Annotated in this window: 14 protein-coding genes; 10 read left to right on the top strand and 4 right to left on the bottom strand. The window is 72.3% G+C overall.

The genetic code is table 11. The features are described 5' to 3' along the window. Positions 1–22: 22 nt before the first annotated feature. From ACFV3E_RS06385 to ACFV3E_RS06370, 4 genes are all read left to right on the top strand, one after another. Positions 23–670 (top strand): PhzF family phenazine biosynthesis protein, encoded by a 648-nt coding sequence (locus tag ACFV3E_RS06385; protein ID WP_500533660.1) that lies wholly within the window; start codon positions 23–25, stop codon positions 668–670. Positions 671–1,445: 775 nt separating this feature from the next. Continuing rightward, entirely contained in the window at positions 1,446–1,643 is a 198-nt protein-coding gene (locus ACFV3E_RS06380; protein WP_500533659.1) for an antitoxin, read from the top strand. Positions 1,644–1,703: 60 nt separating this feature from the next. Further along, positions 1,704–2,630, top strand: a complete 927-nt coding sequence (locus tag ACFV3E_RS06375) for an oxidoreductase (RefSeq protein ID WP_500533658.1) — start codon at positions 1,704–1,706, stop codon at positions 2,628–2,630. A 167-nt stretch (positions 2,631–2,797) separates the two neighbouring features. Then, positions 2,798–3,955, top strand: coding sequence for an alkaline phosphatase PhoX (locus tag ACFV3E_RS06370; RefSeq protein ID WP_500533657.1), 1,158 nt, complete (start codon positions 2,798–2,800; stop codon positions 3,953–3,955). Between the two features lie 83 nt (positions 3,956–4,038). Here the strand turns inward: ACFV3E_RS06370 and ppdK are convergent, their stop codons facing one another. Continuing rightward, on the bottom strand, positions 4,039–6,735 hold the full coding sequence (gene ppdK, locus ACFV3E_RS06365; protein WP_500533703.1) for a pyruvate, phosphate dikinase: 2,697 nt from the start codon (positions 6,733–6,735) through the stop codon (positions 4,039–4,041). Between the two features lie 418 nt (positions 6,736–7,153). Then, on the bottom strand, positions 7,154–8,302 hold the full coding sequence (gene dusB / locus ACFV3E_RS06360) for a tRNA dihydrouridine synthase DusB (protein ID WP_500533656.1): 1,149 nt from the start codon (positions 8,300–8,302) through the stop codon (positions 7,154–7,156). 108 nt (positions 8,303–8,410) lie between these two features. On the opposite strand from dusB, the gene ACFV3E_RS06355 reads away from it, so the two are divergent. The 3 genes from ACFV3E_RS06355 to ybiA are packed head-to-tail and all read left to right on the top strand — an operon-like array spanning position 8,411 to position 10,880. Then, positions 8,411–9,823 (top strand): MFS transporter, encoded by a 1,413-nt coding sequence (locus ACFV3E_RS06355; protein ID WP_500533655.1) that lies wholly within the window; start codon positions 8,411–8,413, stop codon positions 9,821–9,823. After that, on the top strand, positions 9,820–10,242 hold the full coding sequence (locus tag ACFV3E_RS06350) for a MarR family winged helix-turn-helix transcriptional regulator (protein ID WP_500533654.1): 423 nt from the start codon (positions 9,820–9,822) through the stop codon (positions 10,240–10,242). Before ACFV3E_RS06355 ends, ACFV3E_RS06350 begins: the two co-directional genes overlap by 4 nt. Positions 10,243–10,292: 50 nt before the next feature. After that, positions 10,293–10,880: a riboflavin biosynthesis intermediates N-glycosidase gene (ybiA, locus tag ACFV3E_RS06345; protein ID WP_500533653.1), complete on the top strand. Its 588-nt coding sequence runs from the start codon at positions 10,293–10,295 to the stop codon at positions 10,878–10,880. Here ybiA and ACFV3E_RS06340 read toward each other — a convergent pair. Continuing rightward, complete coding sequence (locus ACFV3E_RS06340; protein ID WP_500533652.1) at positions 10,861–11,727, bottom strand: helix-turn-helix transcriptional regulator; 867 nt, start codon at positions 11,725–11,727, stop codon at positions 10,861–10,863. The genes ybiA and ACFV3E_RS06340 overlap by 20 nt on opposite strands. 281 nt (positions 11,728–12,008) lie before the next feature. Here ACFV3E_RS06340 and ACFV3E_RS06335 point away from each other — a divergent pair, with 281 nt between their 5' ends. The 3 genes from ACFV3E_RS06335 to ACFV3E_RS06325 all read left to right on the top strand — a co-directional run bounded on the left by ACFV3E_RS06335 (position 12,009) and on the right by ACFV3E_RS06325 (position 15,130). Continuing rightward, positions 12,009–13,361, top strand: a complete 1,353-nt coding sequence (locus tag ACFV3E_RS06335) for an MFS transporter (protein ID WP_500533702.1) — start codon at positions 12,009–12,011, stop codon at positions 13,359–13,361. Positions 13,362–13,500: 139 nt separating this feature from the next. Continuing rightward, positions 13,501–14,511: an aldo/keto reductase gene (locus ACFV3E_RS06330; protein ID WP_500369737.1), complete on the top strand. Its 1,011-nt coding sequence runs from the start codon at positions 13,501–13,503 to the stop codon at positions 14,509–14,511. A 34-nt stretch (positions 14,512–14,545) separates the two neighbouring features. After that, positions 14,546–15,130 (top strand): TetR/AcrR family transcriptional regulator, encoded by a 585-nt coding sequence (locus tag ACFV3E_RS06325; protein ID WP_500533651.1) that lies wholly within the window; start codon positions 14,546–14,548, stop codon positions 15,128–15,130. 91 nt (positions 15,131–15,221) lie between these two features. On the opposite strand, the gene ACFV3E_RS06320 is transcribed toward ACFV3E_RS06325, so the two are convergent. Continuing rightward, positions 15,222–16,604, bottom strand: coding sequence for a glycine--tRNA ligase (locus ACFV3E_RS06320; RefSeq protein WP_500333210.1), 1,383 nt, complete (start codon positions 16,602–16,604; stop codon positions 15,222–15,224). Positions 16,605–16,696 lie beyond the last annotated feature (92 nt).

Below are 16,696 nucleotides of genomic sequence, written 5' to 3'. Positions count from 1 at the left end.
GGGCGCCTGCTTGAATCGGCCCATGGCCGAGGTCGAGGTGCTGCGCGTGTTCATCGGTCCCGAGGGGCGGGGCGGGAACCTGCTCGGGGTGGTGCGGGACGGCGCGTCCGTACCCGGGACGCAGGCGCGGCGGCGGTTCGCCGCGGAGCTCGGCTACAGCGAGACCGTGTTCGTCGACGACGCCGCACGCGGCGTCGTCGACATCTGGACGCCGAGCGTACGGCTGCCCTTCGCGGGCCATCCGATGGTGGGGACGGCGTGGCTGCTCGGGGCGGAGGTGCTGCGGCCGCCGGCCGGAGAGGTGAAGGCCTGGACGGAGGGCGCTTTCACCTGGGTGCGCGGGCGCGCGGAGTGGGCATCGGGGCGTCGCACCCAGCGGTTCGGCTCACCCGAGGAAGTGGACGCGCTCCCCGCGCCACCGCCCGGTGAGGGCTGGCTCTACGCCTGGGCCTGGGCGGACGAGGCGGCCGGACGCGTCCGGGCACGGGCCTTCCCGCGACGCGGCGACGGGATCGTGGAGGACGAGGCGACGGGCGCCGCGGCGCTCGTGCTCACCGGCGAGCTGGGACGCCCGCTGGACGTCCGCCAGGGCGTGGGCTCACAGATCCTGACCCGGTTCCACCCCGACGGCACCGTCGACATCGGCGGCCGGGTGTCCCCCGCCCCCTGACCGGCCGCCCGTCCAGCACGCATCCCGATGGGCCCGGCGCGACGGCGAACCCGGCGGTCGCCCCCGCCTGGCACGGCGCCTCGCACCGCACCCGGACCCGGATTCCGGTCGCCCTCCGACGCCACTGCCGCGTCTCCCCTCCCAGAGGGAAACGTCGGACCCGCCGGGCTCCCCTGTTGGGGCAGACGGCCGCACCGGCATACGGGTCACCCCGGATCGCTGCCGACACGAGACCACCACGCGAGCGCCCGCAATCCGCCCCTCACACCGCGGCCCGGCCCGCAGGCATGTGCAACCGCACGCCGCCGCGGCCGCACCTCGCGTCGGCCGCCCGGGGCCCGTGGCCCTCGGCGGCAACCGCCGTGCGCTGGACGGCGCGTGTGCCACCACCCCGCGACCCCCGCCCAAGGGCTTCGGACGGCGGGCCTCGCCGCCGGCGCACCGGGGTCCGGGCCGGCCGCACCTCGCGTCGGCCGCCCGGGGCCCGCCGCCCCGCGGCTCCCGACGGACGCCGTCCCCCTCCACCCGCGGTGCCCCGCGGCAACGACCGTACGCAGGACGGCGCCTGCGCCGCCGGTGCGCCGCCGCACGGGAGGCCTCCGGCCGGTGGTCCCCGTGGCCGGCGCCCCACGGCGTCCGGCCCCGGCCACGCCGCGCTTCACGCCCCGCGTCATCGCTCTGACCTGCGGCTTCGACCACTCGCGGGTTCCGGATGCGGATCTTCGGCGGGGCGGTGATGCTGAGAGAAGTGCCACTCACGGCGAGGAGGACAGCGATGTCCATGTTCGACAAGATCAAGGCCAAGCTGAAGGGCCACGAGAGCCAGTCCCAGAAGGGCATCGACAAGGGCGGCGACATGCTGGACGAGAAGACCGGCGGGAAGTACCAGCGCCAGGTCGACACCGCTCAGGACAAGCTGGGCGACGAGTTCGGCACCGGCGGCACCGGCGAGGACCGTCCCCCGCACTCCTGACGCCGACGGGCCGTCGCGCACCCGTGTGGAGGGCGGCGCGGCGGCCCTACGCTGGCCCGCATGGCTTGGAGCGCGCACGACATCCCCGACCAGAGCGGCCGCACGGCCGTCGTCACCGGTGCGAACAGCGGCATCGGCTACTGCACCGCCCGCGAGCTCGCCCGCAAGGGCGCCAGGGTGCTGCTCGCCTGCCGCAGCGAGACGCGCGGCAAGGAGGCCGTCGACCGCCTGAAGGCCGAGGTGCCCGACGCCCGCGCCGGATACCGCCACCTCGACCTGGGCGACCTGTCCTCGGTGCGCGCCTTCGCCGCCGGGTACGACGGCACCGCGCTGGACCTGCTGGTCAACAACGCCGGTGTGATGGCCCTGCCGCACGGCACCACCGCCGACGGCTTCGAGACCCAGATGGGCGTGAACCACCTCGGCCACTTCGCCCTCACCGGGCTGCTGCTGCCGCGCCTGCTGGCCACCCCGGGAGCGCGGGTCGTCTCCGTCTCCAGCAGCATGCACGCGGTCGCCACCATCGACCCCGGTGACCTCAACAGCGAGCGCCACTACCGCCGTTGGGTCGCCTACGCCCGTTCCAAGAGCGCCAACCTGCTCTTCGTCCACGAGCTGTCCCGGCGGCTGGCGGCCGCGGGCGCCGGCACCGTCGTCGCGGCGGCGCACCCCGGCTACGCGAGCACCGGGTTGCAGACCCGCGCCGCGCGCATGGAGAACCGCCGGACCGTCGAACGCGTGGTGAGCCTCGGCAACCGGGTGATCGCCCAGTCCGCGGACGCCGGCGCGCTCCCGCTGCTGTACGCCGCCACGGCCCCCGGTGTGCTCCCCGACTCCTTCACCGGTCCCCGCTTCCAGGGCTGGCGCGGCTCCCCGGCCCCCTCCTGGCGCGCCCCGTGGACCCGCGACGACCGGGCGGGCGAGCTGCTGTGGGCGGCCTCCGAACAACTGACGGGCGTCCGCTACGAACTGCCCGCGGCGGGGTGAGCCGCCGCGTCCCGCGCCCTCTGCCATGACGGTGAATCCGACAGACCGTGGCGGGGGGTTCACGCTGTGTTGGTGAAGACGTCGGGGGGCGCACCCTAGCCTTCCGGTGCGCGACCCGCCCGCGGCGATGGGTCCGGGCGGGCCACCCCGTCGTCCCTGGAGTGATCGTGGAACGTCGAACCTTCTTGCGCGGAGCGGTGGTCGGCAGCTCGGCGGCCGCCTTCGGTGGCACCCTGATGCGCGGTGCGGTCCACGCCGCACCCGCCCAGCCCGGTGCCGGCCCCTACGGCGCGCTGCAGGCGCCCGACGCCAACGGCATCGCCCTGCCCGGCGGTTTCACCAGCCGTGTCGTCGCCCGCTCCGGCCAGAAGGTCGCGGGCACGTCGTACACCTGGCACAGCGCGCCCGACGGCGGCGCGTGCTTCGCCGACGGCACCGGCTGGATCTACGTCTCCAACTCGGAGATCGACCCGAACGGCGGTGCGAGCGCGGTGCGGTTCAACGCCTCGGGCAGCGTCACGGGCGCCTACCGCATCCTCTCCGGCACCCGGCAGAACTGCGCGGGCGGCAGGACGCCCTGGAACAGCTGGCTGTCCTGCGAGGAGGTCAGCCTCGGCCACGTGTACGAGACCGACCCCCGGGGCGTGGAGGCGGCCGTGCGCCGCGCCGCCATGGGCAGGTTCAAGCACGAGGCGGCCGCCGCCGACCCCGTGCGCAAGGTGGTCTACCTGACCGAGGACGAGACCAACGGCTGCTTCTACCGGTTCGTCCCGGCCACTTGGGGCGACCTGTCGGCCGGGACCCTGCAGGTGCTGGTCGCCGGCACCGCCGCCTCGGGCTCGTTCACCTGGGCGAACGTGCCCGACCCCGACGGCTCCCCGACCGCCACCCGCAGCCAGGTGTCCGGCGCGAAGAGGTTCAACGGCGGCGAGGGCTGCCACTACGCCGACGACACCGTCTGGTTCACCACCAAGGGCGACAACCGCGTCTGGCGGCTCGACCTGGCCGCCGGCACCTACGCGCTGGCGTACGACGACTCCCTCGTCTCCGGCAGCGCCCCGCTGACGGGTGTGGACAACATCACCGGCAGCTCCTCGGGTGACCTCTACGTCGCCGAGGACGGCGGCACCATGGAGATCTGCCTGATCACCCCGGACGACGTCGTCTCGCCGTTCCTGCGGGTCGGCGGCCAGTCCGCCTCCGAGATCACCGGTCCCGCCTTCTCCCCCGACGGCACCCGGCTGTACTTCTCCTCGCAGCGCGGCACGAGCGGCAGTTCGTCGGGCGGCATCACCTACGAGGTGCGCGGCCCGTTCCGTTCGTAGCCGGGCGGAACGGAAGCGGGGGCGGCACCTTCGCACAAAGGTGCCGCCCCCGGTGAGGGTGGGAGATGGTCTTCCGGGCCGGGCTACCGGCAGTCGCTGCCCTTGCTCTGCGCCGCGGCCCGGCCCGCCTCCAGGCGGGCGACGGGGATGCGGAACGGGGAGCAGGAGACGTAGTCCAGGCCCACCTCGTGGAAGAAGTGGACGGACTCGGGGTCGCCGCCGTGCTCGCCGCACACGCCGAGCTTGAGGTCGGGCCGGGTGGCGCGGCCGGCCTCCGCGGCGGAGCGGACGAGGGCGCCGACACCCTCCTTGTCGATGGTCTCGAACGGGGAGACGCCGAAGATGCCCTTCTCCAGGTAGGCGGTGAAGAAGCTCGCCTCGACGTCGTCGCGGCTGAAGCCCCAGACCGTCTGGGTCAGGTCGTTGGTGCCGAAGGAGAAGAACTCGGCGGCCTCGGCGATCTGGGCGGCGGTCAGGGCGGCGCGGGGCAGCTCGATCATCGTGCCGAGGGTGAGGCTGAGCTCGGTGCCCGTGGCGGCCTCGACCTCGGCGATGACGGCCTCGGCCTCCTCACGGACGATCTCCAGCTCCTGGACGGTGCCCACCAGCGGGATCATGATCTCGGCCCGCGGGTCGCCCTTGGCGTTCCTGCGCTCCGCGGCGGCCTCGGCGATCGCCCGTACCTGCATGGCGAACAGACCGGGGATGACCAGGCCGAGGCGGACACCGCGCAGGCCGAGCATCGGGTTCTGCTCGTGGAGCTTGTGGACGGCCTGCAGCAGGCGCAGGTCGTTCTCGTTGGCGTCCTTGCGGGACTCGGCGAGCGCGACCCGCACCGACAGTTCGGTGATGTCGGGCAGGAACTCGTGCAGCGGCGGGTCCAGCAGGCGCACGGTCACCGGCAGCCCGTCCATCGCCTCGAAGAGCTCGATGAAGTCGGACCGCTGCAGCGGCAGCAGCGCGGAGAGCGCCTTGTCGCGTTCGGAGTCGGTGTCGGCGAGGATCAGCCGCTCCACCATCTCGCGGCGCTCGCCGAGGAACATGTGCTCGGTGCGGCACAGGCCGATGCCCTGGGCGCCGAAGCGGCGGGCGCGGGAGGCGTCCTCGGCGTTGTCGGCGTTGGCGCGCACCCGCAGCCGGCGGACCCGGTCCGCGTACGCCATGATCCGGTGCACGGCCCGCACCAGCTCGTCTGCGTCGTCGGCGCCGGCGTGCATGCGGCCCTCGAAGTACTCCACGACCGGGGACGGCACGACCGGCACCTTGCCGAGGTAGACCTTGCCGGAGGAGCCGTCGATGGACAGGACGTCGCCCTCCTCGACGACGACCCCGCCCGGCGCGGTCATCCGGCGCCGCTTGGTGTCGACCTCGAGCTCCTCGGCGCCGCAGACGCAGGTCTTGCCCATGCCGCGGGCGACGACGGCCGCGTGCGAGGTCTTGCCGCCGCGCGAGGTGAGGATGCCCTCGGCCGCGATCATGCCGTTGAGGTCGTCGGGGTTGGTCTCGCGGCGGATGAGGATGACCTTCTCGCCGGAGCGCGACCACTTCACGGCGGTGTACGAGTCGAAGACGGCCTTGCCGACGGCCGCGCCCGGGGAGGCGGCGATGCCCCAGCCGATCCGCTCGGCCTTCGCCTTCTCGTCGAAGCGGGGGAACATCAGCTGCGCCAGTTGCGCGCCGTTGACCCGCTGCAGCGCCTCGGCCTCGTCGATCAGGCCCTGGTCGACCAGCTGGGTGGCGATGCGGAAGGCGGCGGCGGCGGTGCGCTTGCCGACGCGGGTCTGCAGCATCCACAGCTTGCCGCGCTCGATGGTGAACTCGATGTCGCACAGGTCCTTGTAGTGCGTCTCGAGGGTCTCCATGATCTGCATCAGCTGGTCGTAGGACGTCTTGTCCAGCTGCTCCAGCTCGGCGAGCGGCACGGTGTTGCGGATGCCCGCCACGACGTCCTCGCCCTGCGCGTTGCTCAGGTAGTCGCCGTACACGCCCTGGTGGCCGGTGGCCGGGTCGCGGGTGAAGGCGACGCCGGTGCCGGAGTCGGAGCCGAGGTTGCCGAAGACCATGGAGCAGACGTTGACGGCCGTGCCGAGGTCGCCGGGGATGCGCTCCTGGCGGCGGTAGAGCTTGGCGCGCTCTCCGTTCCACGAGTCGAAGACGGCGCGGACGGCCAGGTCCATCTGCTCGCGCGGCTCCTGCGGGAAGTCCCGCCCGGTCTCCTTGGCGACGACGGCCTTGAACTGCTCGACCAGGCCCTGCAGGTCGCCCGCGTCCAGGTCGAGGTCGTCGTGGGTGCCCTTGGCCCGCTTGGCGTCCTCCAGCGCGTCCTCGAAGAGTTCGCCGTCGACACCCAGCACGGTCTTGCCGAACATCTGGATGAGGCGCCGGTAGGAGTCCCACGCGAAGCGCTCGTTGCCGGCCTGCGCGGCCAGGCCCGCGACCGAGGCGTCGGACAGGCCGATGTTGAGGACCGTGTCCATCATGCCCGGCATGCTGAACTTCGCCCCCGAGCGGACGGAGACGAGCAACGGGTCGTCCGCCTGACCGAGCTTCTTGCCCATCCTCTGCTCGAGCGCCTCGAGGTGCGCACTCACCTCGTCGCGCAGCGCCGCGGGTGCGGCGCCCGACTCCAGGTAGACCTTGCACGCCTCGGTGGTGATCGTGAAGCCCGGAGGGACGGGCAGGCCGAGGTTGGTCATCTCGGCGAGGTTCGCGCCCTTGCCGCCGAGCAGGTCCTTGAGGTCCTTGTTGCCCTCAGTGAAGTCGTAGACGAACTTCTGGATTACTTGTTCTTCCGACACGGGACTCGCTCCTCGCGGCCGGGATGCCCTGACGGCGGGGAGCGTACCCATCTCGAAGGCGCTGCAGTACGTCAATCACCAGGTCACACGGTCGTAACCACCCATCCGCCGAGAGATCGAAAGTCATGGCGTCCCTCCGGGTGAACGGGGGATGCGTTCAACCGTCGAACACATGCTCTCGCCACGTGATCGCCACAGTCGGAGCCGGTCACTCCACGTGAGGGATGGCTTGACCATGTGGCCACGACAACGATGACACTCAGTGCCACTCATTGGAGAGGTGTGGTGACACTCGGGGCGCTCATTTGAGCGATACCCTTATCAGGCGTGGCGAGAATCACTCGCTCTGCCCGCGGTTCGTCTTACAGTCCGGACGTCCCCGCGGACCGGCGAAACCTCCTCAGCCGCCCGAAGTGTCCAGCTCGGCGTCGGCGCCGACGACCACCGAGCAGTCGTACGGGTCCTCCAGCCAGCCGTCCGGGAGCACCACGCGCTTGCTCCCGGCCGTCCGTCCGCGCGGTCCCTCGGCGCCATCCGGCCATTCCTGGTCCAGGTCGAGGTCGGCGAGGTGGGCGTCGAGCTCGGCGAGGGAGGAGGTCATCGCGAGCTTGCGGCGCATCTCCGAGCCGACCGAGAAGCCCTTGGTGTACCAGGCGACGTGCTTGCGGAAGTCGATGACGCCGCGCTCCTCGTCGCCCAGCCACTCCCCCAGCAGCCCGGCGTGCCGCCGCATGACGCCGGCGACCTCGCGCAGCGTCGGGGCGGCGGGGGCGCCGCCGCCCTCGAAGGCGGCCACGAGGTCGCCGAAGAGCCACGGGCGGCCGAGGCAGCCGCGGCCGACGACGACACCGTCGCAACCGGTCTCCCGCATCATCCGGACCGCGTCCGCGGCGCTCCAGATGTCGCCGTTGCCCAGCACCGGGATCTCCGGGACGTGCTCCTTGAGGCGGGCGATCGCCTCCCAGTCGGCCGTGCCGCCGTAGTGCTGGGCGGCGGTCCTGCCGTGCAGCGCGACGGCGGTGACACCCTCCTCGACCGCGATCCGGCCGGCGTCCAGGTAGGTGGTGTGGTCGTCGTCGATGCCCTTGCGCATCTTGATGGTGACCGGCAGGTCGCCCGCGTTGCCGACCGCCTCGCGCAGGATCGAGCGGAGCAGGTTGCGCTTGTAGGGCAGGGCCGAGCCGCCGCCCTTGCGGGTCACCTTCGGGACCGGGCAGCCGAAGTTCAGGTCGATGTGGTCGGCGAGGTCCTCGTCGACGATCATCCGGACCGCCTTGCCGACGGTGACCGGGTCCACCCCGTACAGCTGGATCGAACGGGGCTTCTCGGTGCCGTCGAAGTGGATCAGCTGCATCGTCTTGTCGTTGCGCTCGACGAGGGCGCGGGTGGTGATCATCTCCGAGACGAAGAGCCCCTTGCCGCCGGAGAACTCGCGGCACAGCGTGCGGAACGGCGCGTTGGTGATCCCCGCCATCGGTGCCAGCACCACCGGGGGCCACACGGTGTGCGGGCCGATGCGGAGTGCGGGAGCGGTGGCGTCAGCAGTCATGTGGACCATTCTCCCGTATCACCCGGGAGGGATTGGGTGTAGCGTGAAATGGTTACACACGTACAATCAATCCACCGATAGCACCGATCACGGAGACGGGAACGGCCGATGCCCGAGCTGAGCCGGCGCAGACGTCTGCTGGTGCTGGCCGTCTGCTGCATGAGCCTGCTGATCGTCAGCCTCGACAACACCATCCTCAACGTCGCGCTGCCCGCCATGCGCCGGGACCTGCACACCTCCATCTCCGGACTGCAGTGGACCATCGACGCCTACACGCTCGTGCTGGCCTCGCTGCTCATGCTCTCCGGCTCGACCGCCGACCGGATCGGCCGCCGACGGATCTTCCGCGTCGGCCTGGTGATCTTCACCGTGGCCTCCGGGCTCTGCAGCATCGCCCCCAGCCTGGAGTGGCTGGTGGTCTTCCGCATGCTGCAGGCGGTCGGCGGCTCGATGCTCAACCCCGTCGCGATGTCGATCATCACCAACGTCTTCACCGATCCGCGCGAGCGCGCGCGGGCGATCGGGGCGTGGGGCGGCGTCGTCGGCATCAGCATGGCCGCAGGGCCGATCATCGGCGGCGCGCTGGTGGAGTCGGTCGGGTGGCGCTCGGTGTTCTGGATCAACCTGCCCATCGGCCTGCTCGCCCTGGTGCTCACCGCGCTGTACGTGCCCGAGTCCCGTGCCCCCCGGCCACGCCGGATCGACCCGGCCGGACAGCTGATGGTCATCGCGCTGCTCGGCTCGCTGACGTACGCCATCATCGAGGCGCCCGCGGCGGGCTGGGGCTCCCCGGTCATCGTCGGCTGCCTCGTGCTCGCCCTGTGCTCGGCGGTGGCCCTGGTCCCGTACGAACGGCGGCGCAGGGAACCGCTGATCGATCCGCGCTTCTTCCGCAGCGCGCCCTTCAGCGGGGCGACGGTGATAGCGGTGAGCGCCTTCGCGGCCCTCGCCGGCTTCCTCTTCCTCAACACCCTGTACCTCCAGGACCAGCTTGGCATGTCCGCCCTGGACGCCGGTCTGCACCTGCTGCCGATGGCGGCCATGGCCCTGGTCTGCGCCCCGCTGTCCGGGCGCATGGTCGGCAGCCGCGGCCCGCGCCTGCCGCTGCTGCTGGCGGGCCTGGCCACCACGGCGAGCGGCGTGATGTTCGCCGCGCTGGACGCGACCGCCTCGGACGCGAGGCTGTTCACCGCGTACGTCCTGTTCGGCATCGGCTTCGGCTTCGTCAACGCCCCGATCACCAACACCGCCGTCTCCGGCATGCCGCGGACCCAGGCCGGGGTCGCCGCGGCGGTGGCCTCCACCAGCCGGCAGGTCGGGCAGTCCCTGGGCGTGGCCGTCATCGGCGCCGCGCTCGCCGCCGGGCTCGACCTCACGGCGTGGTGGATCATCACGGGCTGCGGTGTGGCGATCCTGGCCCTGGGGTGGCTGACCTCGGGCCACTGGGCGGCGGGCACCGCGGAACGCGCCGCGAAGCGGCTCAGCGCGGACGCCGCCCGCGAGCCGGTGGGCGCCCGGTGAACGAGGCCACGGCCACCCGGGTGTGGCGCGACCTGCGCACGCTCGTCCTCGAACGCAACGAACGGCGCCGCGAGGTCGCCGACGCCCTCGGCATGAGCTTCTTCCGCGTCAAGGCGCTGCGCCGGATCGCGGCGGCCCCCGTGACGCCGGGCGACCTCGCAGCCGACCTCATGACGGACCGCCCGTACGTCACGCTGGTCGTCGACGACCTCGTCCGGCGCGGGCTGGTGGAACGCACACCGCACCCGCGCGACCGGCGCCGCAAGCTCCTGGGCGTCACACCCGACGGCGCCGCGGCGGCGCAGGAGGCCGACCGCATCCTGGGCACTCCCCCACCGGGCCTGCTGCAGCTGGACACGGAGGAACTCGCCGCGCTGGACCGGGTGGTGACCAAGCTGCTGGGGTCGGCCCCGGGGTGAGCCGGGAAAGCCGGGGGCCGTTGTCGGTGCCCGGCGCTACGGTCGGTGACATGACGACGCAGATCACCGAGCCCCGCGACGCCCGTTCCCGGGCTGCGCTGACGGCACTGACCGCGCGTGGCGTCCGGCCGAAGTACCTGTTCTTCTGGGGCCATCAGCCGCGGCGCGACGGCAGCGTGGGCGCGGGCTGCCTGAGCCAGTGGTGGCCCTCGGAGTTCACCGTCGACGGCATCGGCTACGCCACGGCGGAGCACTGGATGATGGCCGGCAAGGCCCGGCTGTTCGACGACGACCGGACCCTCGCCGGGATCCTCGCCGCCCCGCACCCGAACGCCGCGAAGAAGCTGGGACGGCAGGTGCGCGGCTTCGACAACGCGACCTGGGAGCGGCACCGCGAGGAACTGGTCGTGGCGGGCAACGTCGCCAAGTTCGGCCAGGACCCGGCCCTGCGGGACTACCTGCTGGGCACCGGCTCGCGCGTGCTGGTGGAGGCCAGCCCCTTGGACCGGATATGGGGCATCGGCCTGGCCGCCGACGACGAGCACGCCGCCGATCCCGACCGGTGGCGTGGCCTGAACCTGCTGGGCTTCGCCCTCATGGAGGCGCGGCAGCGGCTGCTCACACCGCCATCGGCATAGCGCTCGGCGCGGACCGGGCGATCTCGTACAGCCGGTCCAGCCGTTCGCGGGTGGCGGCGTCCGCCGGGGAGTAGGTGACCAGCCGGGGCCCCTGGCTGGGACCGAGCCACAGGTGCGTGAAGTGGAAGGTCAGCAGACCGACCCGGGGGTTGAGGAAGCGCTTGGTGCGGTTCTCCGGTTCCTGCACCTCATGCCGCTCCCACAGCTCGCAGAACTCCGGGGAGGCCTGCTCCAGCCGCTTGACCAGGGACTTCCACGCCGGCTCCGCGAGATGCTCGGCCATCGCCGCACGGTACTTGGCGACCAGCTGCCGGCTGGTCTCGTGCCAGTCCGGCAGGCCCTCGCGCCAGGCGGGGTCGGTGAAGGCCAGCCACATGATGTTGCGGTCCTCGAAGGGGAGCCGGTCGAGGTCGTCGACCAGCCGCGCGTAGGTGCGGTTGTGGGCGATGACGTCGGTACGGCTGTTGAGGACCGCGGCCGGCAGGGGCTCCAGCTTCGCCAGCATCTCCCGGATCTGGTCCGACATCCCCGGGCACTGGGCACGCGGATTGGGGTCCGGCACCCCGGCGAGCAGGAAGAGGTGGGTGCGCTCGTTCGGGTCCAGCATCAGGGCCCGGGCGATGGAGTCGGCCACCTGGGCGGAGATCTGGATCTCCCGGGCCTGCTCGAGCCAGGTGTACCAGGTCACCCCCACCGCGGCGAGCTGTGCCACCTCCTCGCGCCGCAGCCCGGGGGTGCGGCGGCGGCGGCCGGGCGGGAGTCCGACCTGCTCGGGGGAGATCCGTTCACGGCGGCTGCGGAGGAAGGAAGCGAGCTCGCTCCGCGCTGCGGCGCTGGGAGACGTCATACCTCCAGAGTGCCTGAGGTCCCAAACCATTGCCAGGTGGTCGCGATACCTGGATAAACGCTCTCTGGTACCCCCCTGGGAACAAGGTCATCGTGGCATACGTGACCGATCACATCGAAGCCCCCGTCTCCGCCGACCTCCGTTCCCGCGCCCAGGTACGCCCCCGCGTCATCCGGGTCGGCACCGGCGGCCCGGCACCGGCAGCGAGAACCACGCCACCGGCCGCCGAGGCACCGCCCGGCCCCGCCGCGCCGGCGCTCGGCCCGCTGGGCCTGTTCACCGTGCTGCTGGGCGCGGCACTGCCGCTCATCGACTTCTTCATCGTCAACGTCGCCCTGCCCGCCATCGAGACCGACCTCGACGCGGGGGCCGCCGTGCTGGAGCTGGTCGTGGCCGGCTACGGCGTGGCGTACGCCGTGCTGCTGGTGCTCGGCGGCCGGCTCGGCGACTCCTTCGGCCGCCGCCGGCTCTTCCTCGCCGGCATGGCGGCCTTCGGCCTGACCTCGCTCGCCTGCGGCCTGGCGCCCGACGCCTGGGTGCTGGTGGGCGCCCGGGTCGCGCAAGGCGGGGCGGCCGCGCTGATGCTCCCCCAGGTACTGGCCACCATCCACTCCGCGACCGCCGGCCACCGCAGGGCCAAGGCGCTGAGCCTGTACGGCGCGACCGCGGGCCTGTCCATGGTCGCGGGCCAGATCCTCGGCGGCGTCCTGGTCGCCGCGGACATCGCGGGCACCGGCTGGCGCGCGGTCTTCCTGGTCAACGTGCCGGTCGCGGCGGCCGGGCTGCTGCTCGCGGTGCGCTCGGTGCCGGAGACCCGCTCCGACCGCCCCGCGCCGGTCGACCGGCCGGGCACCCTGCTGCTGGCGGTGTCGCTGGTGACGCTGCTGGTGCCGCTGACCGAGGGCCGGGCGGCCGGCTGGCCGGCGTGGACGTGGGTGTCGCTGGCCGTCTTCCCGTTCGCGGCCCTGGCGTTCTTCCTGGTCGAGCGGCGGGCCGACCGGGCCGGGCGGATCCCGCTCGTGCCGCCGAGCCTGTTCGCGCTCACCGGGATGCGGCGGGCGCTGCCACTGCTGGTGCCGTTCTCCATCGGCTTCGGCGGCTTCATGTTCGTGATCGCGGTCGCCCTGCAGCAGGGCCTGCGGTACGGACCGGTGGAGGCGGGCACCACGCTCGTGCCGATGGCCGTGGCGTTCTTCCTGGCCTCGCTGGCCGGGCCACGCCTGGTGGGCCGGTACGGCGGGCGCGTGGTCACCGCGGGAGGTGTCCTGCAGGGCGTCGGTGTCGCGGTGCTGGCGCTGACCGTGGCCCGCAGCTGGGAACCCGGGATGACGGCGTGGGCCCTGCTGCCGGGTGTGGCGATCGCCGGCCTCGGCCAGGGGCTGCAGCTGCCGGTGCTGTTCCGGCTGGTGCTCGCGGACGTACCGGCCGAGCGGGCCGGCGTGGGCAGCGGGGTCATGGTCACCACCCAGCAGTCGGCGCTGGCGCTGGGCGTGGCCACCCTCGGCACGCTCTTCCTCGCCCTGGCCCCCTCGCACGGGACGCGGGAGGCACTGGTCACGGTGCTGGTCGTGCAGCTCGCGGCGGTGGTCGTGACGGCGCTCGCCAGCCTGCGGCTGCCGCGCCAGGTGGCCTGAGGGGCCGCGGGGGCGGACCGGCCCGTACCGAGGAGATCGAGTGACAGCCATGCACTGACAGATATTGAAATCTGTCAGTGCATGTGTCACTGTTGTCGGCACCCCCGCACGACCTCCTCATCCCGACCAAGGAGTCCCCTTGCAGAACCGCACCCTCGGTTCCACCGGCCCCACCGTCTCCGCGCTCGGCCTCGGCGCCATGGGCATGTCCGCGCTCTACGGCGACGCCGACCGCGGCGAGTCGATCGCCACGATCCACGCCGCCCTCGACGCGGGCGTCACGCTGATCGACACCGGCGACTTCTACGGCATGGGCCACAACGAGATGCTCATCGGCGAGGCCCTGCGCGCGGCCTCCCCGGCCGACCGCGAGAAGGCGCTGATCAGCGTCAAGTTCGGCGCCCTGCGCGGCCCCGACGGCACGTGGCTGGGCTACGACGGCCGCCCCCAGGCCGTCAGGAACTTCGCCTCGTACTCGCTGCAGCGCCTGGGCACCGACCACATCGACGTCTACCGCATCGCCCGGGTCGACCCCGCCGTCCCGATCGAGGAGACCGTCGGCGCCATCGCGGAGCTCGTCCAGGCCGGTTACGTGCGCCACATCGGCCTGTCCGAGGTCGGCGCCGCCACCCTGCGCCGGGCCGCGGCCGTGGCCCCGATCAGTGACCTGCAGATCGAGTACTCGCTGATCTCCCGCGGCATCGAGGACGAGATCCTGCCGACCGCCCGCGAACTGGGCATCGGCGTCACGGCGTACGGTGTGCTGTCCCGCGGTCTGATCAGCGGCCACTTCACCCGTGACCGGCAGCTGGCCGGCAACGACTTCCGCGCGATGAGCCCCCGCTTCCGGGGCGAGAACCTGGAGCACAACCTCGGGCTGGTGGAGGCGCTGCGCAAGATCGCGGAGCAGAAGGGCGTCACCGTCGCCCAGACCGCCATCGCCTGGGTGCTGTCCCGGGGCGAGGACATCGTCCCGCTGGTCGGCGCCCGCACCCGCGAGCGGCTGACCGAGGCACTGGGCGCGCTGGACGTGACGCTCGACGCGGCCGACCTGGCGGCGATCGAGACCGCTGTCCCGGCCGACGCGGCCGCGGGCGAGCGTTACCCGGAGTCCCAGATGGCGCACCTGGACAGTGAGCAGCGGCACTGACCGGCACCCGCCCGGCCCTGGGAGAATGACGACCATGCCACCCGAGACGCTGACCGCCGAACGCATCCTGGAGACCACGGAGGAGGTGCTGCGCCGTTACGGCCCGGCCAAGGCGACCGTCGTCGACGTGGCGCGCGCCCTCGGGGTCAGCCACGGCAGCGTCTACCGGCACTTCCGCACCAAGGCCGCGCTGCGGGAGGCGGTCACCCAGCGATGGCTGGACCAGGCCCACGCGGAGCTGACGGCGATAGCGCAGGACGACGGCCGCCCGGGGCCGCAGCGGCTGCGCGCCTGGCTGGAGGCGCTGTTCGCGGCCAAGCGGCGCAAGGCCGGCGGCGATCCCGAGCTGTTCGCCACGTACATGGCGCTCACCGTCGAGCACAGCGCGGTGGTCGGCCAGCACGTCGCCGTCATGGTCGGGCTCCTCGCGCGGATCGTCCGGGACGGCGTGACCGCCGGCGAGTTCGCCGCCGGTGACCCCGATGCCGCCGCGCAGGCGGTCTGGGACGCCACCGTCCGCTTCCACGACCCGGCGTACGCCGCCGAGTGGTTCGCCCCGGGCATCGACGCCGCGTTCTCCGCGGTCAACGACCTGATCCTGCGCGGCCTGGAGGCCTGAGCGCCCCGCCCCGCGGACGCACGAAGGCGCCCGGCCACCCCCGAGAGGGGTGGCCGGGCGCCTTTCGCGTACGTCCGGGTGCGGTGCGGATCTAGCAGCCGAGCAGCCGGCCGCCGAGGTAGGCCTCGACCTGGTCCAGCGAGACGCGCTCCTGCTTCATGGTGTCGCGCTCGCGCACGGTGACCGCGTTGTCCTCGAGGGTGTCGAAGTCGACGGTCACGCAGAACGGGGTGCCGATCTCGTCCTGACGGCGGTAGCGGCGGCCGATGGCGCCGGCGTCGTCGAACTCGATGTTCCAGTGGCGGCGCAGGTCGGCCGCGAGGCCCTTGGCCTTCGGCGAGAGCTGCGGGTTGCGCGACAGCGGCAGGACGGCGACCTTCACCGGCGCCAGGCGCGGGTCCAGGCGCATGACGGTGCGCTTCTCCATGACGCCCTTGGCGTTCGGGGCCTCGTCCTCGTTGTACGCGTCGAGCATGAAGGCGAGCATGGCGCGGTTGAGACCCGCCGCGGGCTCGATGACGTACGGGAAGTAGCGCTCACCGGCCTCCTGGTCGAAGTACGACAGGTCCTGGCCGCTGGCCTGGCTGTGGGCCTTGAGGTCGTAGTCCGTGCGGTTGGCGATGCCCTCGAGCTCGGAGTACTCGGTGCCGCCGAAGTTGAAGCGGTACTCGATGTCGACGGTGCGCTTCGAGTAGTGGGACAGCTTCTCCTTGGCGTGCTCGTACCAGCGCATGTTCTCCTCGCGCATGCCGAGGCCCCGGTACCAGTCCCAGCGCTGCTGCATCCAGTACTCGTGCCAGGTCTCGTCCTCGCCCGGCTTGACGAAGAACTCCATCTCCATCTGCTCGAACTCACGGGTCCGGAAGATGAAGTTGCCGGGCGTGATCTCGTTGCGGAAGGACTTGCCGGTCTGGGCGATGCCGAACGGCGGCTTGCGGCGCGAGGTCGTCTGCACCTGGGAGAAGTTGGTGAAGATGCCCTGTGCCGTCTCCGGGCGCAGGTAGGCCACGGCGCCCGAGTCCTGGGTCGGGCCCAGGTGGGTGGACAGCAGCCCGGAGAACTGCTTGGGCTCGGTGAAGGTGCCCTTGTTGCCGCAGTTGGGGCAGTTGAGGTCGGTCAGGCCGTTGGCCGGCAGGTGGCCGTGCTTGGCCTCGTACGCCTCCTCCAGGTGGTCGGCGCGGTAGCGCTTGTGACAGGAGGTGCACTCGGTGAGCGGGTCGGTGAACGTGGCGACGTGACCGGAGGCCTCCCAGACCTCGCGGGCCAGGATCACCGAGGAGTCGAGGCCGACCACGTCCTCCCGGGAGGTGACCATCGCGCGCCACCACTGGCGCTTGATGTTCTCCTTCAGTTCGACGCCCAGCGGCCCGTAGTCCCAGGCGGCCTTCTGGCCGCCGTAGATCTCGCTGCAGGGGAAAACGAAGCCACGGCGCTTGCTCAGGCTGACGATGGTGTCGATCTTGTCGGCGGCCACGGTGCTCTCTTCAGACGACGAAGCGGTCGGTGGGGTCCGCCGGGTCGCGTGCGGTCCGGCGAATACCTCAGATTACCGGCGGGTGCGGGGCC

The organism is Streptomyces sp. NPDC059718, assembly GCF_042733315.1.
Classification (GTDB): domain Bacteria; phylum Actinomycetota; class Actinomycetes; order Streptomycetales; family Streptomycetaceae; genus Actinacidiphila.
The sequence above is the reverse complement of the archived record's forward strand: the minus strand, read 5'-3'. Positions and strand labels throughout refer to the sequence as shown.